The organism is Neobacillus sp. GCM10023253 (assembly GCF_042653105.1).
Taxonomy (GTDB): domain Bacteria; phylum Bacillota; class Bacilli; order Bacillales; family Cytobacillaceae; genus Neobacillus; species Neobacillus citreus.
This window is the reverse complement of record NZ_JBHSHV010000008.1, coordinates 339,739-356,369: the sequence shown is the minus strand read 5'-3', so window position 1 is coordinate 356,369 and position 16,631 is coordinate 339,739. Positions and strand designations below refer to the sequence as shown.

13 protein-coding genes are annotated in these 16,631 nt (G+C 44.1%); 11 read left to right on the top strand and 2 right to left on the bottom strand.

The features are described from left to right. Positions 1–128: 128 nt before the first annotated feature. Positions 129–767, bottom strand: a complete 639-nt coding sequence (locus tag ACFPA1_RS12355; RefSeq protein WP_378583267.1) for a YigZ family protein — start codon at positions 765–767, stop codon at positions 129–131. A gap of 282 nt (positions 768–1,049) precedes the next feature. On the opposite strand from ACFPA1_RS12355, the gene ACFPA1_RS12350 reads away from it, so the two are divergent. The 11 genes from ACFPA1_RS12350 (at position 1,050) to ACFPA1_RS12300 (ending at position 13,370) form a co-directional block, all read left to right on the top strand. Then, positions 1,050–2,192, top strand: a complete 1,143-nt coding sequence (locus ACFPA1_RS12350; protein WP_378583265.1) for a sensor histidine kinase — start codon at positions 1,050–1,052, stop codon at positions 2,190–2,192. Positions 2,193–2,258: 66 nt separating this feature from the next. Next, positions 2,259–2,942, top strand: coding sequence for a response regulator (locus tag ACFPA1_RS12345; protein WP_213144093.1), 684 nt, complete (start codon positions 2,259–2,261; stop codon positions 2,940–2,942). 138 nt (positions 2,943–3,080) lie between these two features. Continuing rightward, positions 3,081–3,923 carry a DegV family protein gene (locus tag ACFPA1_RS12340; RefSeq protein ID WP_378583262.1) on the top strand — a complete coding sequence of 281 codons (843 nt, stop codon included), beginning with the start codon at positions 3,081–3,083 and terminating at the stop codon, positions 3,921–3,923. Between the two features lie 499 nt (positions 3,924–4,422). Continuing rightward, positions 4,423–5,469 carry a nuclease-related domain-containing protein gene (locus ACFPA1_RS12335; RefSeq protein ID WP_378583260.1) on the top strand — a complete coding sequence of 349 codons (1,047 nt, stop codon included), beginning with the start codon at positions 4,423–4,425 and terminating at the stop codon, positions 5,467–5,469. Between the two features lie 17 nt (positions 5,470–5,486). Then, the gene (locus tag ACFPA1_RS12330) at positions 5,487–6,977 is read left to right on the top strand and encodes a DEAD/DEAH box helicase (RefSeq protein ID WP_378583257.1); all 1,491 of its coding nucleotides are present in this window, start codon (positions 5,487–5,489) and stop codon (positions 6,975–6,977) included. Positions 6,978–7,006: 29 nt separating this feature from the next. Beyond that, positions 7,007–7,723 carry a ComF family protein gene (locus ACFPA1_RS12325; protein WP_378583256.1) on the top strand — a complete coding sequence of 239 codons (717 nt, stop codon included), beginning with the start codon at positions 7,007–7,009 and terminating at the stop codon, positions 7,721–7,723. Positions 7,724–8,048: 325 nt separating this feature from the next. Then, the gene (gene hpf / locus ACFPA1_RS12320; RefSeq protein ID WP_378583253.1) at positions 8,049–8,591 is read left to right on the top strand and encodes a ribosome hibernation-promoting factor, HPF/YfiA family; all 543 of its coding nucleotides are present in this window, start codon (positions 8,049–8,051) and stop codon (positions 8,589–8,591) included. 164 nt (positions 8,592–8,755) lie between these two features. Next, on the top strand, positions 8,756–10,366 hold the full coding sequence (locus ACFPA1_RS12315) for a gamma-glutamyltransferase family protein (protein ID WP_378583250.1): 1,611 nt from the start codon (positions 8,756–8,758) through the stop codon (positions 10,364–10,366). A gap of 168 nt (positions 10,367–10,534) precedes the next feature. Continuing rightward, on the top strand, positions 10,535–11,383 hold the full coding sequence (locus ACFPA1_RS12310) for a DUF1028 domain-containing protein (RefSeq protein ID WP_378583248.1): 849 nt from the start codon (positions 10,535–10,537) through the stop codon (positions 11,381–11,383). Between the two features lie 178 nt (positions 11,384–11,561). Then, positions 11,562–11,966: a cytochrome-c oxidase gene (locus ACFPA1_RS12305; protein ID WP_378583245.1), complete on the top strand. Its 405-nt coding sequence runs from the start codon at positions 11,562–11,564 to the stop codon at positions 11,964–11,966. Positions 11,967–12,125: 159 nt separating this feature from the next. Beyond that, complete coding sequence (locus ACFPA1_RS12300) at positions 12,126–13,370, top strand: DUF5667 domain-containing protein (RefSeq protein WP_378583243.1); 1,245 nt, start codon at positions 12,126–12,128, stop codon at positions 13,368–13,370. Between the two features lie 335 nt (positions 13,371–13,705). On the opposite strand, the gene secA is transcribed toward ACFPA1_RS12300, so the two are convergent. Further along, on the bottom strand, positions 13,706–16,216 hold the full coding sequence (secA, locus tag ACFPA1_RS12295; protein WP_378583241.1) for a preprotein translocase subunit SecA: 2,511 nt from the start codon (positions 16,214–16,216) through the stop codon (positions 13,706–13,708). Positions 16,217–16,631: the final 415 nt, after the last annotated feature.

Below are 16,631 nucleotides of genomic sequence, written 5' to 3'. Positions count from 1 at the left end.
AGAGCCCTTTCAAAATATATTCCACATAAAAATAAATTCTGTGCCAAAAATAGTGCAAACCTAATATTTTTTTCCCAATTGCCTCCCGCCAAATGTCCTACTATAATTCAAAGAAAGAACATCCTGAATTACCTAATAAAATCTTGTTCCAAATAGACCGTTTCGCCCTTGCCCATCGTACATTGCCCATTGGTCAGTTCCACCATCCAGTCCATAAAGATTTGAACCTTATCTTCCTCGACATAGACATCAATTTGGACGTTATCTAAATAGAGAATATCTTTAATTTTGTGCTCGGAAGAACGCAGTTCTCTTTCAATTTTCCCAAGCCAGGTGTAGTCGATTTTCACCTGCATGATTTGAACTAGCCGTCTTTCGACAACACCGACTGCATCTAGACCTTCAGAAGTAGCTTTTCCGTATGCGCGAATCAGGCCGCCTGCACCGAGCTTGATCCCGCCAAAATAGCGGGTGACCACAACAACCGTGTCCTTCAGCTGTCTCTTTTTCAAAACTTCAAGGATGGGGACACCGGCCGTGCCGCTTGGTTCGCCGTCATCATTCGCTTTTTGGATTTGGTCATGCTCGCCGATTAGGTAAGCTGAGCAGTTATGAGTAGCGTTCCAATGTTTTTTCTTGATCCCCTGTATAAAGTCTTGGGCATCTTGTTCGGATTCCACTCTTTTCAGTTGGGCAATAAAACGGGACTTTTGGATATTTATTTCATGTTCTCCATACTCTTTTACAGTTAAGTAACGAGGCAGCATGTTAAACTCCTTTCTTTAGCAAAAACGTAACACTAATGTAATATAATATTTTTTAAAAAAATTAATGTAATATACCTATAATATGGGTGTAAAGTTCGAATGATATAATAAATACAGCTTTATAGTACCTTCTAATAGGCTAAAGGTAGTAGACTGATATAGTAATTATACTACTTTTTTACAAAAGTCACGTAAGCAATAATTATAGCTTAGCAAAGTATTTCAAAAAATGGTAAAGTATGTTAAAGGCCTAAGGGAAAAAAAGCCCCGGAGGAATCAGAAATGAATTTAAAGCAATTAGATTTGAAATCGATTGATGACATTCGTGAAGCGATGATTGAAGCTGTTACCTGCAGCAAAAGTGATATCTTCCGCATCAGCGAGCAATGCCGTACTGATTTTGACAGCATCACCAATGAGCTGGCGAACATTAAGGAAGTGATGGCTAAGCTTGTTGAGGAGGGAAATCAGCTGGAGGCGCAGGTTACGGCCGCTAGGCACAGACTTTCAGAAGTAAGCATGAACATGAAAACCTTCTCGGAGGAGGAGGTACGTGACGCCTACGAAAAGGCGCATCAGCTGCAAATGGATCTCTCCATCAATTGGCAATACCGCAAGCAGCTTCTTGAAAAAAGAGAAGAACTTGAGCACAGGCTTGTTGGTATAAATGATACGATTGAACGTGCAGAGCAGCTGATTTCGCAAATCTGCGTGGTCATGAATTACCTGCAGAGCGACTTAAAACAGTTTGGCGAAGCGTTTGAAAATGCCAAAGCGAAGCAGGATTTGGGCTTGAAAATTATTGAGGCCCAGGAGGAGGAGCGCAAGCGTCTCTCGAGAGAAATTCACGACGGTCCGGCGCAAATGCTAGCAAATGTCATCATGCGTTCTGATATTGTCGATCGTGTTTTTCGTGAGAAAGGTCCTGATGATGCATTCGCAGAGATTCAGAGCTTTAAGAAAATGGTTCGCTCAGCACTTTATGAGGTCCGCCGGATTATTTACGACCTGCGTCCAATGGCATTGGATGATTTGGGGCTCGTTCCGACCCTCAGAAAGTATTTACAGACCATTGAAGAATATCATAATCATTCAAAAATTGAATTTGTGAAAATAGGAAATGAGAAGAGACTTCCGACTAAATATGAGGTTGCCCTCTTCCGGCTTATACAGGAATCGGTGCAAAACGCGCTCAAGCATGCCAATGCCTGCTCCATAAAAGTTCAATTGGAAATGACGGACACCAGTGTGAAAGTGTTAATCAAGGACAACGGCGTCGGTTTCGATACGAACCAAAAGAAGCCGGGTTCCTTCGGCATGATGGGCATGAGAGAGAGGGTCGACCTGCTTGAAGGCGATTTGACGGTTGATTCGAAAATCGGCAAGGGCACCGCTGTTTCCATCCATGTGCCGTTAATGAATTAAGCTTTGATAATAAAAGAAAGTAACATTCTCTGATGGGGAATTTTTGAAAACTAGGAGGCGTTACACATGACTACAAAAATTATTATTATTGACGATCACCAGCTTTTTAGAGAAGGTGTTAAAAGAATACTAGAATTTGAGAAATCGTTCCAGGTTGTGGCAGAAGGCGATGACGGCACTGAGGCCTTAACGCTTGTTGAAGAGCACCGTCCTGATGTTGTTATCATGGACATCAATATGCCACAAATGAATGGTGTCGAGGCAACCCGTGAGCTAGTTGCTAAATATCCGGATACTAAGATTATCATCCTTTCCATTCATGATGATGAGAATTATGTCACTCACGCACTGCAGACAGGTGCCTGTGGCTACCTGTTAAAAGAAATGGATGCAGATGCGTTGATTGAAGCGGTCCGTGTCGTGGCAGACGGAGGTTCCTATCTGCATCCGAAGGTGACTCATAATTTAGTCAATGAATATCGCAAACTAGCAGCAGGTGTGACGCGCGGAGGTTCTTACGTGCAGACTATTGAAATCCGCCGCCCGCTTCATTTATTGACACGCCGTGAGTGTGAGGTTCTGCAAATGCTGGCCGATGGAAAAAGCAACCGCGGTATCGGCGAAGCGCTTTACATCAGTGAAAAGACCGTTAAGAACCATGTATCTAATATCTTGCAAAAAATGAATGTTAATGACCGTACACAGGCTGTTGTTGTGGCGATTAAGAATGGCTGGGTAGAAGTAAGGTAGTTGTTTTTCTGAAAAACTAATTTTATGTTATGATTGGAGAGCACGCGCAATGCGTGTTCTTTTCTTTTTTGGAGAAAGCTTTTTTGATAAAATAATGAGCAGTATTATTGTAAAAAAATAAGGATGGTAAATATACATATGAAAACGGCAATTGTCACAGACAGTACCGCATACATTCCAAAGGAATTACTAGATAAATGGAATATACATATGATCCCGTTGAATGTCATTTTCGGCAATGAAGTCTACCGGGAAGAAGTCGATATTCACTGGCAGCAGTTTTTCGAAGAGGTAAAGACAAAGGACCTGCCGACGACATCCCAGCCGCCGATCGGCCAATTTGTGGAGTTGTTCGAACGGTTTGCGTCAGAGGGTTACGATGCGGTTATCAGTATCCATTTATCGAGCGGCATCAGTGGCACATATCAGGGCTCGGTAACGGCTGGAACGATGGTCGAGGGTATCAAAGTATTTTCCTTTGATTCGGAAATTAGCTGCATGGTTCAAGGGTTTTATGCATTAGAAGCTGCGGAATGGGCATCTAGGGGAATGGATCCCGAGCGGATTATGGCTCGCTTGGAAGAACTGAAGAGCACAGCTCGCGCTTATTTCATGGTTGACGACCTGTCGCACCTACAGCGTGGCGGAAGGTTATCAGGAGCAGCTGCTTTAATCGGCAGCTTGCTGCAGGTTAAACCTCTATTGCATTTTGTGGACAAGGTAATCGTCCCTTTTGAAAAAATTCGCACCCGCAAAAAAGCAATGAAACGAATTGCAGATTTACTTGGAGAGGATGCAATGGGCGGTGGTCGCTACCAGGCTGTGGTGATCCACGCTAATCGTGAGGAGGAAGCACTGGAATGGAAGAAGGAGCTTGGGGCTCTTTATCCAAACGTCGACTTCTCGATAGGCTACTTCGGGGCTGTTATTGGAACCCATCTTGGGGAAGGTGCGATGGGGATGGGGTGGATGAAGAAATAGGTTTTTGAAGTTACTGGCCATTCGGGGTTGCTGGAATGGTTTTTTTTATTTGCTGGGGGTTACTTTGGTATGTAGTAAATAGGTTTGGCGAAAAAGTCAAATTTTTAGGCGAATAGTCACCTAATTTCAGCGAATAACTAACCTTGTCGACGAATAACCTTCTAAGTTTGGCGAATATCTGTTCAAAACGGGCGAATAACGTAAGGGCCGGCTAAAATTAGCAAGCTAGCCGGAGGCTGGGCCAGCGTGTCGAGAAAAAAGGTAATCAAAGGGATTGGCGAATAACTCAACGGAACCAGTGAATAACTTAAAAGAATCGGTTAAAACCAATATAGTTTGGCGAATATTGCCTAATAAATGGCGAAAAACTAACCTATTTCGGCGAATACCCCAGCTTAGGAGGTCGCACCTTATAAATCTATCAAACCCTCATTAGCTAAAATTCGACAACTGTAAACAGTAGTTGTAAAATGTAGTTGTATTTTTTAATAAAGGAGCGATGATTCCATTGTTAATGAGAGACTTGCCCGTCCCCCTGAGACTGGTCTTAACCCAGGTCCTAGTTTACCGTATTTTAATCGGCCATCCTAAACAACCGGAAATCGAAAAAGACCTCGCGAAAAGAAAAGCTGGCTTTCGAGGTGAACTAGCCTTAAGAAATTTTGTAAAACAACTCCCCCTAGAAAAATATGTTATCTTCCACGACCTTCAACTCGAATACAACGGATTTCATTTCCAAATTGACACACTTCTCATCTCAAGAAACGGCATTCTCATTATTGAAGCGAAAAATATAGCTGGAACATTGATATTCGACAATCAATTTAACCAATTAATTCGGGTTAAACCGGATGGTACTGAAGAGATTTTTGAAGATCCTCGTGTTCAGGCTGAAAGGCTGCGTATATTATTAGGAAGATTGTTGGCGAAATACGGAATGAATTTTCTGCCTATCGACCAGCTTGTTTTTTTCAGCAGCACAAAGACCTTTTTAAAAAGCAACAGCAATGATCCAAACGCATTTAAAAAGGTATGTAAATCAAGGGATATATTTAAAAAAATTGAAACCTTTGAAAATACATATAACCAGCCAAGAGTGGATGAAGAGACTATCTATAAAATTGCAAATTTCTTATTAAGTCATCACACTCCGCAAAAAATCAATATCTTAAAAGAATATGGTTTGACGAGAAATGACATCCGGTCAGGAGTCCGATGCCCCGATTGCCTTCATATCCCGATGGTGTACGAACGTAGAAGCTGGATTTGCCCAATCTGCCTTTACACCTCAAAAGATGCCTTTATTGATGCCATCAGAGACTACTTTCTTCTAATAAATTCATCAATTACCAATGCAGAGTGCCGCAGCTTTCTTCATCTGCCAACAGTCCATACAGCCCAAAAAAAGCTTCGTCTTTTGAAATTACCCTATGAAGGAGAGAAGAGGGGGCGTAATTATTTCCCACTTCTGGAATGGGAGCCTCAAAATATTATGGCTACTTTAGAAAATGAACAAAAATATGCGAATTTTTTAATAAAAAGTTAAAAGAAGGTGCCCTCCCAATGCGTTTTCAAATAAAGGATGAAAAACTCATCCCACAAAGATTTTTCACAGAAGAATCCTATCGAATCACGCAATTCCTGGAAATCCCGCAGCCGTCATTAAACCCTGACTTTCCATACAGCCGCGAACTTCAACAGCTTCTCACCGGCAAGCAGCTCCTCCTTGAAGATATCCAGCACCCACTAAACGAAATTCAATCGCACTATGAAAATGGCTATGTTACATATCGTAAAGGAATTGACTATATTGGGAAAAAGCCAGTGTGTATGCGATGTGGAAATAAGGACCCGCAAATGTTTGCCCAATACCCTTGTGCCCGCTGCGGTGAACCTTGCCTTTATTGCCGCCACTGTATCATGATGGGAAGAATCAGTGAATGCACCCCATTAATCGGTTGGAATGGTCCTGCTCTGCACACCACCCTTCCGCAAAAGATTATGGCTTGGACTGGTATTCTTTCAGAAGGGCAGCGGGTAGCATCTGACAAGGTGGTGGAGGCTATTATGCAAAAAAAGGAATGGTTGGTCTGGGCCGTATGCGGGGCCGGGAAAACCGAGGTGTTGTTTGCCGGAATTGAAGCTGCGCTCTCTGTCCAAAAAAGAATCTGCATCGCCACGCCGAGAACAGACGTAGTTCTTGAACTGACACCCCGGCTAAAGGCGGCGTTTCCCGAAATTACAGTTGCTTCACTGTACGGCGGCAGCAAGGACCGCCATCTTTATGCCCCTTTAACCATTGCCACTACACACCAGCTTCTCCGCTTTTATCAAGCGTTTGATGCGCTGATATTGGACGAGGTTGACGCCTTCCCTTACACGGTCGAGGAATCGCTCCAGCATGCAGCGGTTCAGGCCCGGAAACCGTCTTCCGCGATGATTTACCTGACTGCTACCCCCAATCAAAAATGGCAAAGAGAATGCCGCACTGGCAAACGGTCGTTTATTACCATTCCGGCCCGGTTCCATCGCAAGCCTCTGCCTGTTCCTGAATTTGCATGGTACGGCAACTGGCAAAAGCAGCTCCAAAAAGGCAGGCTTCCTGCCAATGTTCTTCGGTGGATAAAAGACAGGCTCGAGAGCGGCAAACAGGCACTTGTTTACTTTCCCCACATCCCTTTGATGGAAAAAGCCCTTCCATTACTGCGCAAGCTCGATTCTAGAATCGAAGCTGTTCACGCGGAAGACCCTGAACGGAAGGAAAAGGTGCAAAAGATGCGGGCAAAAGAAATTCCTCTACTGCTAACGACCACTATCCTTGAGCGTGGAGTCACTTTTTCCAATATTGATGTGGCCGTTGTGGGTGCCGAGGATTTGATTTTTACCGAAAGTGCCCTTGTGCAAATCGCCGGCAGAGCTGGCCGAAGCAAGGATTACCCAGATGGAGTGGTGATCTTTTTCCATTATGGAAAAACAGAGGAGATGCTGAAGGCCAGGAAGCAGATTGTCACGATGAACCGGGAGGGGGTGAAGCGGGGGCTGATTGACGTGTAATTGAACTTTCAAAGAAAGGGATAAAACAAATGAATTTTCTCAGTCAAAATCGATGTCTTATCTGCCAGGAAATAATATATCCGGATATAGGATGGGGAGCTATTTTTTCAAAAGAAAAGGAGCACCGTGTATGCACAGATTGTGATGCGAAGTTTGAAAAAATAGAAGGTGATATCTGCCGGATGTGCAGCAGACCGTTCCGGCTGTTGGACGAGCAATTTCGCGACGGCGAATTATGCCATGATTGTACGCGCTGGGAAGAGGATCCTGACTGGCAAGGATTCCTTCAAAAGAATACTTCAATTTTCCTTTATAATGACTTTTTAAAGGAGGTTATGGCCAAATATAAATTTCGCGGGGACTATGTACTCGCCAAAGTGTTTGCGGTTTACTTCAAGGAGGTTATGAAAGGTTGGGAAGCTGATTTATTTGTGCCAATCCCGTTAAGCGAGGAACGGCTTTACGAACGGGGCTTCAATCAGGCAGCGGCAATTTTGACAGAATCGGGAATAATGCCAACTGATATACTTTCGCGGGTCCATACTGAAAAGCAGTCTAAAAAATCCAGGTCAGAGCGAATCCATCTCCCCCAAGTATTTCAAATCGACACCCATATCAACCTTCATGGAAAAAAGGTCATTCTCATGGACGACATTTACACCACCGGCTCTACCCTAAGGCACGCTGCAAAACTCCTCAAACAAGCAGGCGCCGACGCAGTCTGGTCCATAACAATAGCTAGATAGGAGTAATGGTTTCAGGCGCCGAGCGTAGACACTGCCCATCTCAGCCGAACAATTAGGGGTAATCCTCGATCGTTTCAAATCAATTTCCCATATTCCCAAAACTTATTAGTGGCAAATTGTCCCAATCAATATTAAAATAAAGATGAACAACCATTCATAATAGTAAATTTCCCCACATAAGTCAAAGGCTGTTTAAAACATTGTCACTATTTTCCCATTGTTTTTGTCAATAAATCGACAAACAATTTATATTGATTCAGCAGGATAATCATAGGGTAAAATAGAAATGTAATACATAGCCTTAAAATAAAGGAGGACTCCACACATGAACTATAACGTACGTGGTGAAAACATTGAGGTAACTCCAGCAATCAGAGAGTATGTAGAAAAGAAAATCTCAAAATTGGAGCGTTATTTTACAGAAGCACCTGATGCAAAAGTTAACGTGAATCTTAGATTCAATCCAGATAAAACTTCCAAGGTCGAGGTAACAATTCCACTTCCAAATTTAGTACTGCGTGCCGAAGAAACAAACCAGGATATGTATGCTGGGATTGACCTGATCACTGACAAGCTAGAGCGTCAAATCAGAAAGCACAAAACAAAGGTGAACCGCAAGTTCCGTGAAAAAGGAAATGTTGATTTCCAATTCACAACTACGAATACTGCAGATGTCCATGACGATGAGGAGTTGGAATTAGTTCGTACAAAACGCTTCGACCTTAAGCCAATGGACAGCGAAGAAGCAATCCTGCAGATGAATATGTTAGGCCATAACTTCTACGTGTTCACAAATTCCGACACTAACCGTACAAACGTTGTATACAAGCGTAAAGACGGCCGTTACGGTTTAATCGAAGCACATTAATAAACTATCAAAACGCTGCTGGGGCGCCTATCCCCTGGCAGCGTTTTTTAATGGGTGATGCACGGGGACGGTTCTTTTGCATCACTATGAAAATATTACGGTACCCTAAATTCTGAACCTTCTTTATAATGTAAGTAATATACAATTGAAAGAGGGGTTCTCAAATGAATTTTGATTATCAGTACAATCCGTATCCATCCCACCGAACGACTGTGTTTGCACGGCGGGGAATGGTTGCTACTTCCCAGCCGCTTGCTGCCCAAGCAGGTCTTGAAATCCTCAAAAAAGGCGGTAACGCCATCGATGCCGCGATTGCAACGGCAGCGGCATTAACAGTCCTTGAACCAACCTCTAACGGCATCGGCAGTGACGCCTTTGCACTCGTTTGGACGAAGGGCAAGCTTCACGGACTGAATGCCAGCGGCCCGGCCCCAAAATCGCTGACTATTGATGCAGTTAAGGCAAGCGGCTATGATAAAATGCCGGCACATGGTCTAATCCCTGTAACAGTTCCAGGCGCACCTTCAGCATGGGCAGAGCTCTCCCAAAAATTTGGCCGCCTCCCGCTGAAAGAGGTACTCCAGCCTGCCATTGACTATGCCGAAAACGGCTATCCATTGACGCCTGTTCTTGCGAAAAACTGGGGACGCGCCTACCAGCATTACAAACAAACACTCACCAGCGAAGAATTCCAGCCTTGGTTTGAAACATTTGCCCCTAATGGGCGTGCACCAAAGGCGGGCGAAATCTGGCGTTCACCGGACCACGCAGAAACGTTGCGCTCCATCGCGAATACGAATGCTGAAAGCTTTTATCGTGGGGAAATCGCCGATCAAATAGCCACCTTTTCCGAGCGCTACAATGGATTTATTTCAAAAAAGGACTTGGAATCGTACAGGGCCGAGTGGGTTGAGCCGATTAAGCTGAACTACCGCGGCTACGACGTGTGGGAGATTCCGCCGAACGGACAGGGGCTAGTGGCGCTGCTCTCATTGAATATCGTCAAGGGCTTTGAACTTACTGAAAAGGAAACCATCGATACATATCATAAGCAAATCGAGGCTATGAAGCTTGCCTACACCGACGGCAAGGCCTATATCACTGATCCTACTTTTATGAAAATGAAGATAGCTGATGTTCTTTGCGACGAGTATGGTGATACGAGACGTAGGGAAATCACTGACGAAGCGCTCCAGCCGCTTCCGTATGAGCTGCCGCGTGGAGGAACAGTCTATCTCGCTGCCGCCGATGGTGAAGGGAACATGGTGTCATACATTCAGAGCAACTATATGGGCTTCGGCTCAGGTATTGTGGTGCCAGGCACCGGGATATCGCTGCAGAACCGTGGTCACGATTTTTCATTGGACCCTTCGCATGCCAATGCTTTGCGCCCAGGCTCCAAGACGTATCACACCATTATCCCTGGTTTCCTGACAAAGGGAGATCAGCCGGTTGGGCCATTCGGCGTCATGGGCGGCTACATGCAGCCGCAGGGACATATGCAGGTTATCATGAATACGATTGACTTTGGATTGAACCCGCAGGCTGCGCTGGACGCTCCTAGGTGGCAATGGATTGAGGGTAAGAAAATTCAAGTCGAGCCGCATTTCCCGAACCACATTGCTCAGGCCTTGGCCCGGAAAGGACATCAGATTGAGGTTGCCCTTGACACAGGCTCGTTTGGTCGTGGGCAGATCATCTGGCGTGACCCGGATACTGGCGTTTTGATCGGCGGCACTGAACCACGGACAGACGGGGCCGTTGCGGCTTGGTGATTCAAGTGCGGCGGATTTAAAAAACTCCTTTCGGCGGATAAACCTTAAAATTCGGCGGATAACAATTCTAATTTGGCGGATATTTCCGAGGTTCGGCGGATAAAACAGCATACTCGGCGGATATCCGCTCTAAATCAGCGGATTACTTCAAAAGGAGAGGCAAATCAAATGACATTTTCAATCGTCGGTTATGACCCGGTGGAAAAAGAATGGGGCATTGCCGTTCAATCTAAATTTTTAGGCGTAGGAGCGGTAGTTCCATGGGCCAAAGCGGGAATCGGGGCGGTTGCAACCCAATCCTATGCCAATACGGCTTACGGTCCAAGGGCTCTTGAACTGATGGCACAAGGAAAGTCAGCACAAGAAACACTTGAAGCCATCCTTGCCGATGATCCTGACAAAGAAATGCGCCAGGTTGGACTCATTGATGCAAACGGCAATGCCGCAACATTTACCGGAAGCGCCTGCTATAACTGGGCCGGTGGCGTCACAGGACCACACTTTGCTGCGCAGGGAAACATTTTAGTTGATGAAAAAACGGTCCAAGCGATGGCTGGAATTTTTCAAAAAGCGGAGGGAACATTGGCTGAAAGGCTTCTTACTTCCTTAGATGCCGGGCAGGAAGCGGGCGGTGACAGCCGCGGGAAACAGTCTGCCGCCCTTTATGTCGTGAAAGAAAAAGGCGGCTACGGCGGCTATAACGACCGTTACATCGACCTTCGAGTGGACGACCATCCTGATCCAATCAAGGAGTTAATCAGAATATACCAGCTTCAGCAGCTCTATTTTTCGCCTTCTAAGCCAGAAAAAATAGCATCAGTTGATGGAGAAGTTAAAACAGAGGTAACGCAACATTTAAAACGTTTAGGGTACCTTCCGGGCGCTGACATCAGCGACGATGATATCTATCAGGCCCTCACCACTTTTATTCATACGGAAAACTTTGAAATGAGAGAACAAAAGAGGGGCTGGATTGACGTAGAAGTCCTTGAATTTATGAAGAATAACAAGAAATAAACATTGCCCTCCACTTACTGGAGGGTTCTTTTATTGGGTGTGTTTTTCATTTGCTTAAATCATCTAGTTAATTTTTACTATCATCATAGTGTTTTTTCTCAAGATCTATTGAAAGTATGGTAAAAATCTATTAAATTGGAAAAGTATACAATATAGGTCTTTTGGAGGAATAAACAGGATGGGAAATGCGTTTTTAAAGGTTGCATCTATTTATTTTACAATTGGGGTTTTGGCGGGAATCACGATGGGGATTATCCATGACTTCCGTCTGGCATCAGTACATGCTCACATTAACCTGCTTGGATGGGTGTCGATGGCGATATTCGGACTTATTTATCATTTTTATCCGCAAGCAGCCAGCACGAAGCTGGCAAAAACACATTTTTGGTTCCATAATATCGGTTTGCCGGTGATGATGGTCGGAATTGCAACACAGGTTTTAACTGGAAGTATGGCGGCTCTGCCGGTAGCGGTGATTGGCTCCATTGTTGTGGTTGTAGGCGTTATATGTTTCACAATTAACCTTTTCAAACATGTTGGAAAAGGTACAAACGTACAATCTGGTAATAAATTTTCAGTTTAATAGGACTTTCTTAGACGGCTATCTTTTATTTTGATGGTCGTTTTTTTGTACTGAGTAGGTAAATATAACCTTTTACAAAAAATTTTAAATAACACCTACAAAAAAGAAAAAGACCTGACGTAAAGTTTAGTAGAACTTCACAAGGAGGCAATAAAAGACATGAAAAATAAGAAACTGACAAACATAGTAACTAGCGGTGTACTGGCATCATCACTTATTTTTTCAGTAGGAGCAGGGGCGGCCTTTGCTACTGGTAATGACACAGCGGAGGATTCTGCAGTAACAGGTACGACTACAGAACAAGTTACCGATCAAACAGCAACAACTACTGAAAACGCAACTGATGAAACCACTACTGAACAAGAAAGTAATGCAACAGAAACAACAACCTCCGAAGAAGCTGAAACTCCATCAGACGATGCAACAGTAGAAGACACTGATGCTGATGAAACTGTGGCGGCCGATGATGAAGCAACTACAAAGGACCAAGCACAAAAAGAAGATGTTGAAAAAGCAGAAGCGCCATCATTGGTTCCTGGTGATTTCTTTTATTTTGTAAAAACTATCACTGAAAAAATCCGTCTTGCATTTACTTTTGACGATTATAAAGAAGCACAGCTATTGGCTCAATTTGCTGCAGAACGTATTGCTGAAGCAAACGCTTTGATTGCAGATGGTAAAACGGACGAAGCGGAGCAGCTGCTGAAGGACGCTCTTGCAACACAAGAGAAGGCAGCAGAGCAGCTTACAGCTTCTGAAGAAGGCACTGACACAGAAGATACTGATGTGGAAAAAGCAGACGACACTCAAACTGCTGATGTTGAAAAAACTGACGATACACAAACCACTGTTGAAGGCAAGTTAGCCAACAACATCGATGCGCTGCTGGGTGCCCTTAGCCATGTGAAAAATCCTACTGCCCAACAAGCTTTAATGAAAAATATTCAAAAATCATTTGCAAAACTTGACAAGAAGTTTGCCAAGCTTGAAGAGAAAGATGCTGATTTTGCTGAACAAGTAAAGCAGATTGAAGAAAAGGTTTCCGACGATCAAACAGCAACCGTGAAAAAACATGGTAAAGCGCTAGGTAAGCAAAAGAAACAAGAGACTGAAACAGCAGTTGAAGAAACTACTCAAACTACAGACGAAGCAACAACTGTGACAGAAGAAAGCAGCCAAGGCGAGGATTCTGCAGTTCAAACTGAATCCGCTAATAAAGGGGCAGAGCACCAAGCTGCAGCTCAAGCAAAAGCCGCTGAAATGCAGGCTCAAGCCGCTGCAAAAGCTGCCGAAAAACAAGCAGCAGCAGCACAAAGAGCTCAAGAAAAACAAGCCCAAGCAGCCCAAAAGCATGGTGCGGCCGCTAATAAAGCTGAACAAGCACATGGGAACGGAAATCATTAATTCTAATAAATTTTAAAATTTGGAATGGCCTCGGTTAAACCGGGATCTTAAACACTGAGTCAGGGCGGTTTGCCCTGGCTCTTTTTGTCATTAAATTATGTTGTTAGACCAGAAGATTTTGTATAGTGAAGATAGGAAAATGCAATGTAATCCAAATTATGTAAATTTACGTCGTGAGACCACGTGTTTTTGTCGTGAAGGTCTAAAATAATGTCGTGAACTTCCGAAACGATGTGGTAAAAGTCTTAATTTATGTAGTGAGGACTAATTCGACTGCTGCAAAACTAAAAAAAGAGCCGGCAATCCAATTGCCGACTCCATCTTAAATACAAATATTATTTCCCTGCCCCATGGCAATTCTTATACTTTTTCCCGCTTCCACAAGGGCATGGGTCATTTCGCCCAACATTCTCCTTATTGACCTTCGGCTTCTTCTTAACAGCCTCGCCGTCTTCCTTCGGGTTTACGGCATGGCCCTGGGCGACCTCTTGGCGCTCAAGGTTATTGCGAATTTCCGCCTTCATGATGTACATGGCCGCTTCATCCTCAATCGACTCAACCATTGCCTCGAACATTGCAAGACCTTCATGCTGGTACTCACGTAAAGGATCCGTTTGTCCGTAAGCGCGCAAATGAATCCCTTGGCGAAGCTGATCCATCGCATCGATGTGGTCAATCCATTTTGAATCGACTGCACGCAACGTTACAACCTTTTCGAACTCACGCATTTGCTCAGAGGACAGAATCTGTTCTTTTTCCTCATAATGCTCTTTACATTTAGCAAAAATGAACTCGACTATCTCTTCTTGATCCTTGCCTCGAAGGTCATCAACCGTCACGTCGCCTTCCCCAAGCAGGTTTGCATGGGCAAAGTCCACAATTCCTTTAAGATTCCATTCTTCCTCATCTGCATGTCCAGGCGCATTGACATCGACATGGCGCTGAATGGAGCGCAAAATCATATTCTGGACAATTTCACGTAAATTCTCGGATTCGAGTACCTCATCACGCTGCGTATAAATAATCTCGCGCTGCTGACGAAGCACATCGTCATATTGCAATAGCTGTTTACGGGCGTCAAAGTTGTTGCCCTCCACGCGTTTCTGCGCACTTTCCACAGCTCGGGATACCATTTTACTTTGAATTGGCTGGGTATCATCCATTCCAAGCTTTTGCATCATTGCTTTCATATTGTCAGAACCGAATCGGCGCATCAATTCATCTTCCATGGACAAGTAGAACTGAGTAATACCAGGGTCCCCTTGACGTCCGGAACGTCCGCGCAGCTGGTTATCAATACGTCGGCTCTCATGACGCTCAGTACCAATAACCGCAAGTCCGCCAAGCTCTTTAACGCCTTCTCCGAGTTTAATATCAGTACCACGGCCGGCCATGTTTGTCGCAATCGTGACTGCTCCAGCCTGACCTGCTTCCAAGATAATTTCCGCTTCACGTGCATGGTTTTTCGCGTTCAAGACATTGTGGCGAACACCCTTTTTCAAAAGCAGCCGGGAAATCAGTTCAGACGTCTCAATTGCGACTGTACCCACAAGGACAGGCTGTCCTTTTTGATGGCGCTCGGCAATATCTTCGACAACGGCACGGAACTTGCCTTCCATTGAAGCATAAATTAAATCCGCACGGTCATCACGGGTAATCGGACGGTTTGTCGGAATGACGATAACGTTCATATTATAAATGTTGCGGAATTCTTCTTCTTCTGTTTTCGCTGTACCAGTCATACCGGATAGTTTTTCATACATCCGGAAATAGTTCTGGAACGTAATGGTTGCCATCGTCATGCTTTCGTTTTGGATCTCGACGCCTTCCTTGGCTTCAATCGCCTGGTGCAAGCCTTCGCTATAACGGCGGCCCTTCATCAAACGGCCGGTGAACTGGTCGACAATCACAATCTCACCGTCTTGGACGACGTAATCGACATCCAGGTGCATCGTTACAATCGCCTTTAGCGCTTGGTTAATGTGATGGTTCAAGGTCACATGAGAAATATCAAACAAGTTTTCAATGCCAAATGCCTTCTCTGATTTGCTGATACCCTCTTCGGTGAGCATAACAGCTTTTGTTTTTTCATCGTACGTATAATCAACGTCCTTCGCCAACGTCCTTACAAACGCATTTGCTTGCATATATAGAACTGTCGACTTCTGGGCAGAGCCTGAGATAATCAGCGGTGTTCTTGCTTCGTCAATCAAGATCGAGTCAACCTCGTCGATGACGGCAAAATAAAGCGGGCGCTGAACCTTTTGCTCTTTGTAAAGGACCATGTTATCACGCAGGTAATCGAAGCCGAACTCGTTGTTCGTACCATACGTAATATCGCAGGCGTAAGCAGCTTGTTTTTCATCCTTATCCATGCTGTTTAAGTTCAATCCGACTGTCAGTCCTAAAAATTCATACAACTGACCCATCTCGGTTGCGTCACGGCTTGCCAGGTATTCGTTGACCGTGACAACATGAACGCCTTTTCCGGACAAAGCATTCAAGTAAACGGGCATTGTCGCCGTTAATGTTTTACCTTCACCGGTCTTCATCTCGGAAATATTACCCTCGTGGAGAGAAATACCCCCCATCAGCTGAACATGGTATGGATAAAGGCCAAGCACGCGGCGGGCACCCTCACGGACAACCGCAAACGCCTCAACCAATAGGTCATCAAGCGTTTCGCCCTTTTGGTAGCGGGCCTTGAACTCTTCCGTTTTTTCACGCAGCTGCTCGTCTGTTAAACGTTCTGTTTCTGAGGCTATCGCATCAATTTTTGCAGCCAGCTTGTCCAGCCGTTTCAGCTCACGTTTATTTAGGTCAAACACTTTATTTAAAATCCCCATATTTGATGAAACGCTCCTTTTATCTGAGACTCAAAAGCATTTTTTGAAAAAATGAATCCAATAAAAATCTCTAATTTTCCTATTTAATCTTACCATTTCCACTATGCAGGTGACAACATTGGGAGAAACTCAGCTAAAATTCCCGGACATACGTCCTATTATCTACTTCAATTATGGCAAATCTGTGAAAAATGTATAGAACTTATGAGTTGCCTTTAAGAGTTTATGGTTATTTGCATATTTTTAAATATTTTTGCATAAAAATTAGTTTTAATACAGTTTTTCACTCTGCCTATATTGTTAACCAAACGCCTAGATTACAACGTTTATATGTTGTTTATTTAGAGAAATGTATCAATTCTGTGAATGTAAAAATATTCACAAATTGTACATTGGATTCTCCTTTTTAATGTAA

What these genes read in the sequence shown, in the direction of transcription:
- ACFPA1_RS12355 (WP_378583267.1), bottom strand. Translation starts at nt 767, where the DNA reads ATGCTGCCTCGTTACTTAACTGTAAAAGAGTATGGAGAACATGAAATA.
- ACFPA1_RS12350 (WP_378583265.1), top strand. Translation starts at nt 1,050, where the DNA reads ATGAATTTAAAGCAATTAGATTTGAAATCGATTGATGACATTCGTGAA.
- ACFPA1_RS12345 (WP_213144093.1), top strand. Translation starts at nt 2,259, where the DNA reads ATGACTACAAAAATTATTATTATTGACGATCACCAGCTTTTTAGAGAA.
- ACFPA1_RS12340 (WP_378583262.1), top strand. Translation starts at nt 3,081, where the DNA reads ATGAAAACGGCAATTGTCACAGACAGTACCGCATACATTCCAAAGGAA.
- ACFPA1_RS12335 (WP_378583260.1), top strand. Translation starts at nt 4,423, where the DNA reads ATGATTCCATTGTTAATGAGAGACTTGCCCGTCCCCCTGAGACTGGTC.
- ACFPA1_RS12330 (WP_378583257.1), top strand. Translation starts at nt 5,487, where the DNA reads ATGCGTTTTCAAATAAAGGATGAAAAACTCATCCCACAAAGATTTTTC.
- ACFPA1_RS12325 (WP_378583256.1), top strand. Translation starts at nt 7,007, where the DNA reads ATGAATTTTCTCAGTCAAAATCGATGTCTTATCTGCCAGGAAATAATA.
- hpf (WP_378583253.1), top strand. Translation starts at nt 8,049, where the DNA reads ATGAACTATAACGTACGTGGTGAAAACATTGAGGTAACTCCAGCAATC.
- ACFPA1_RS12315 (WP_378583250.1), top strand. Translation starts at nt 8,756, where the DNA reads ATGAATTTTGATTATCAGTACAATCCGTATCCATCCCACCGAACGACT.
- ACFPA1_RS12310 (WP_378583248.1), top strand. Translation starts at nt 10,535, where the DNA reads ATGACATTTTCAATCGTCGGTTATGACCCGGTGGAAAAAGAATGGGGC.
- ACFPA1_RS12305 (WP_378583245.1), top strand. Translation starts at nt 11,562, where the DNA reads ATGGGAAATGCGTTTTTAAAGGTTGCATCTATTTATTTTACAATTGGG.
- ACFPA1_RS12300 (WP_378583243.1), top strand. Translation starts at nt 12,126, where the DNA reads ATGAAAAATAAGAAACTGACAAACATAGTAACTAGCGGTGTACTGGCA.
- secA (WP_378583241.1), bottom strand. Translation starts at nt 16,216, where the DNA reads ATGGGGATTTTAAATAAAGTGTTTGACCTAAATAAACGTGAGCTGAAA.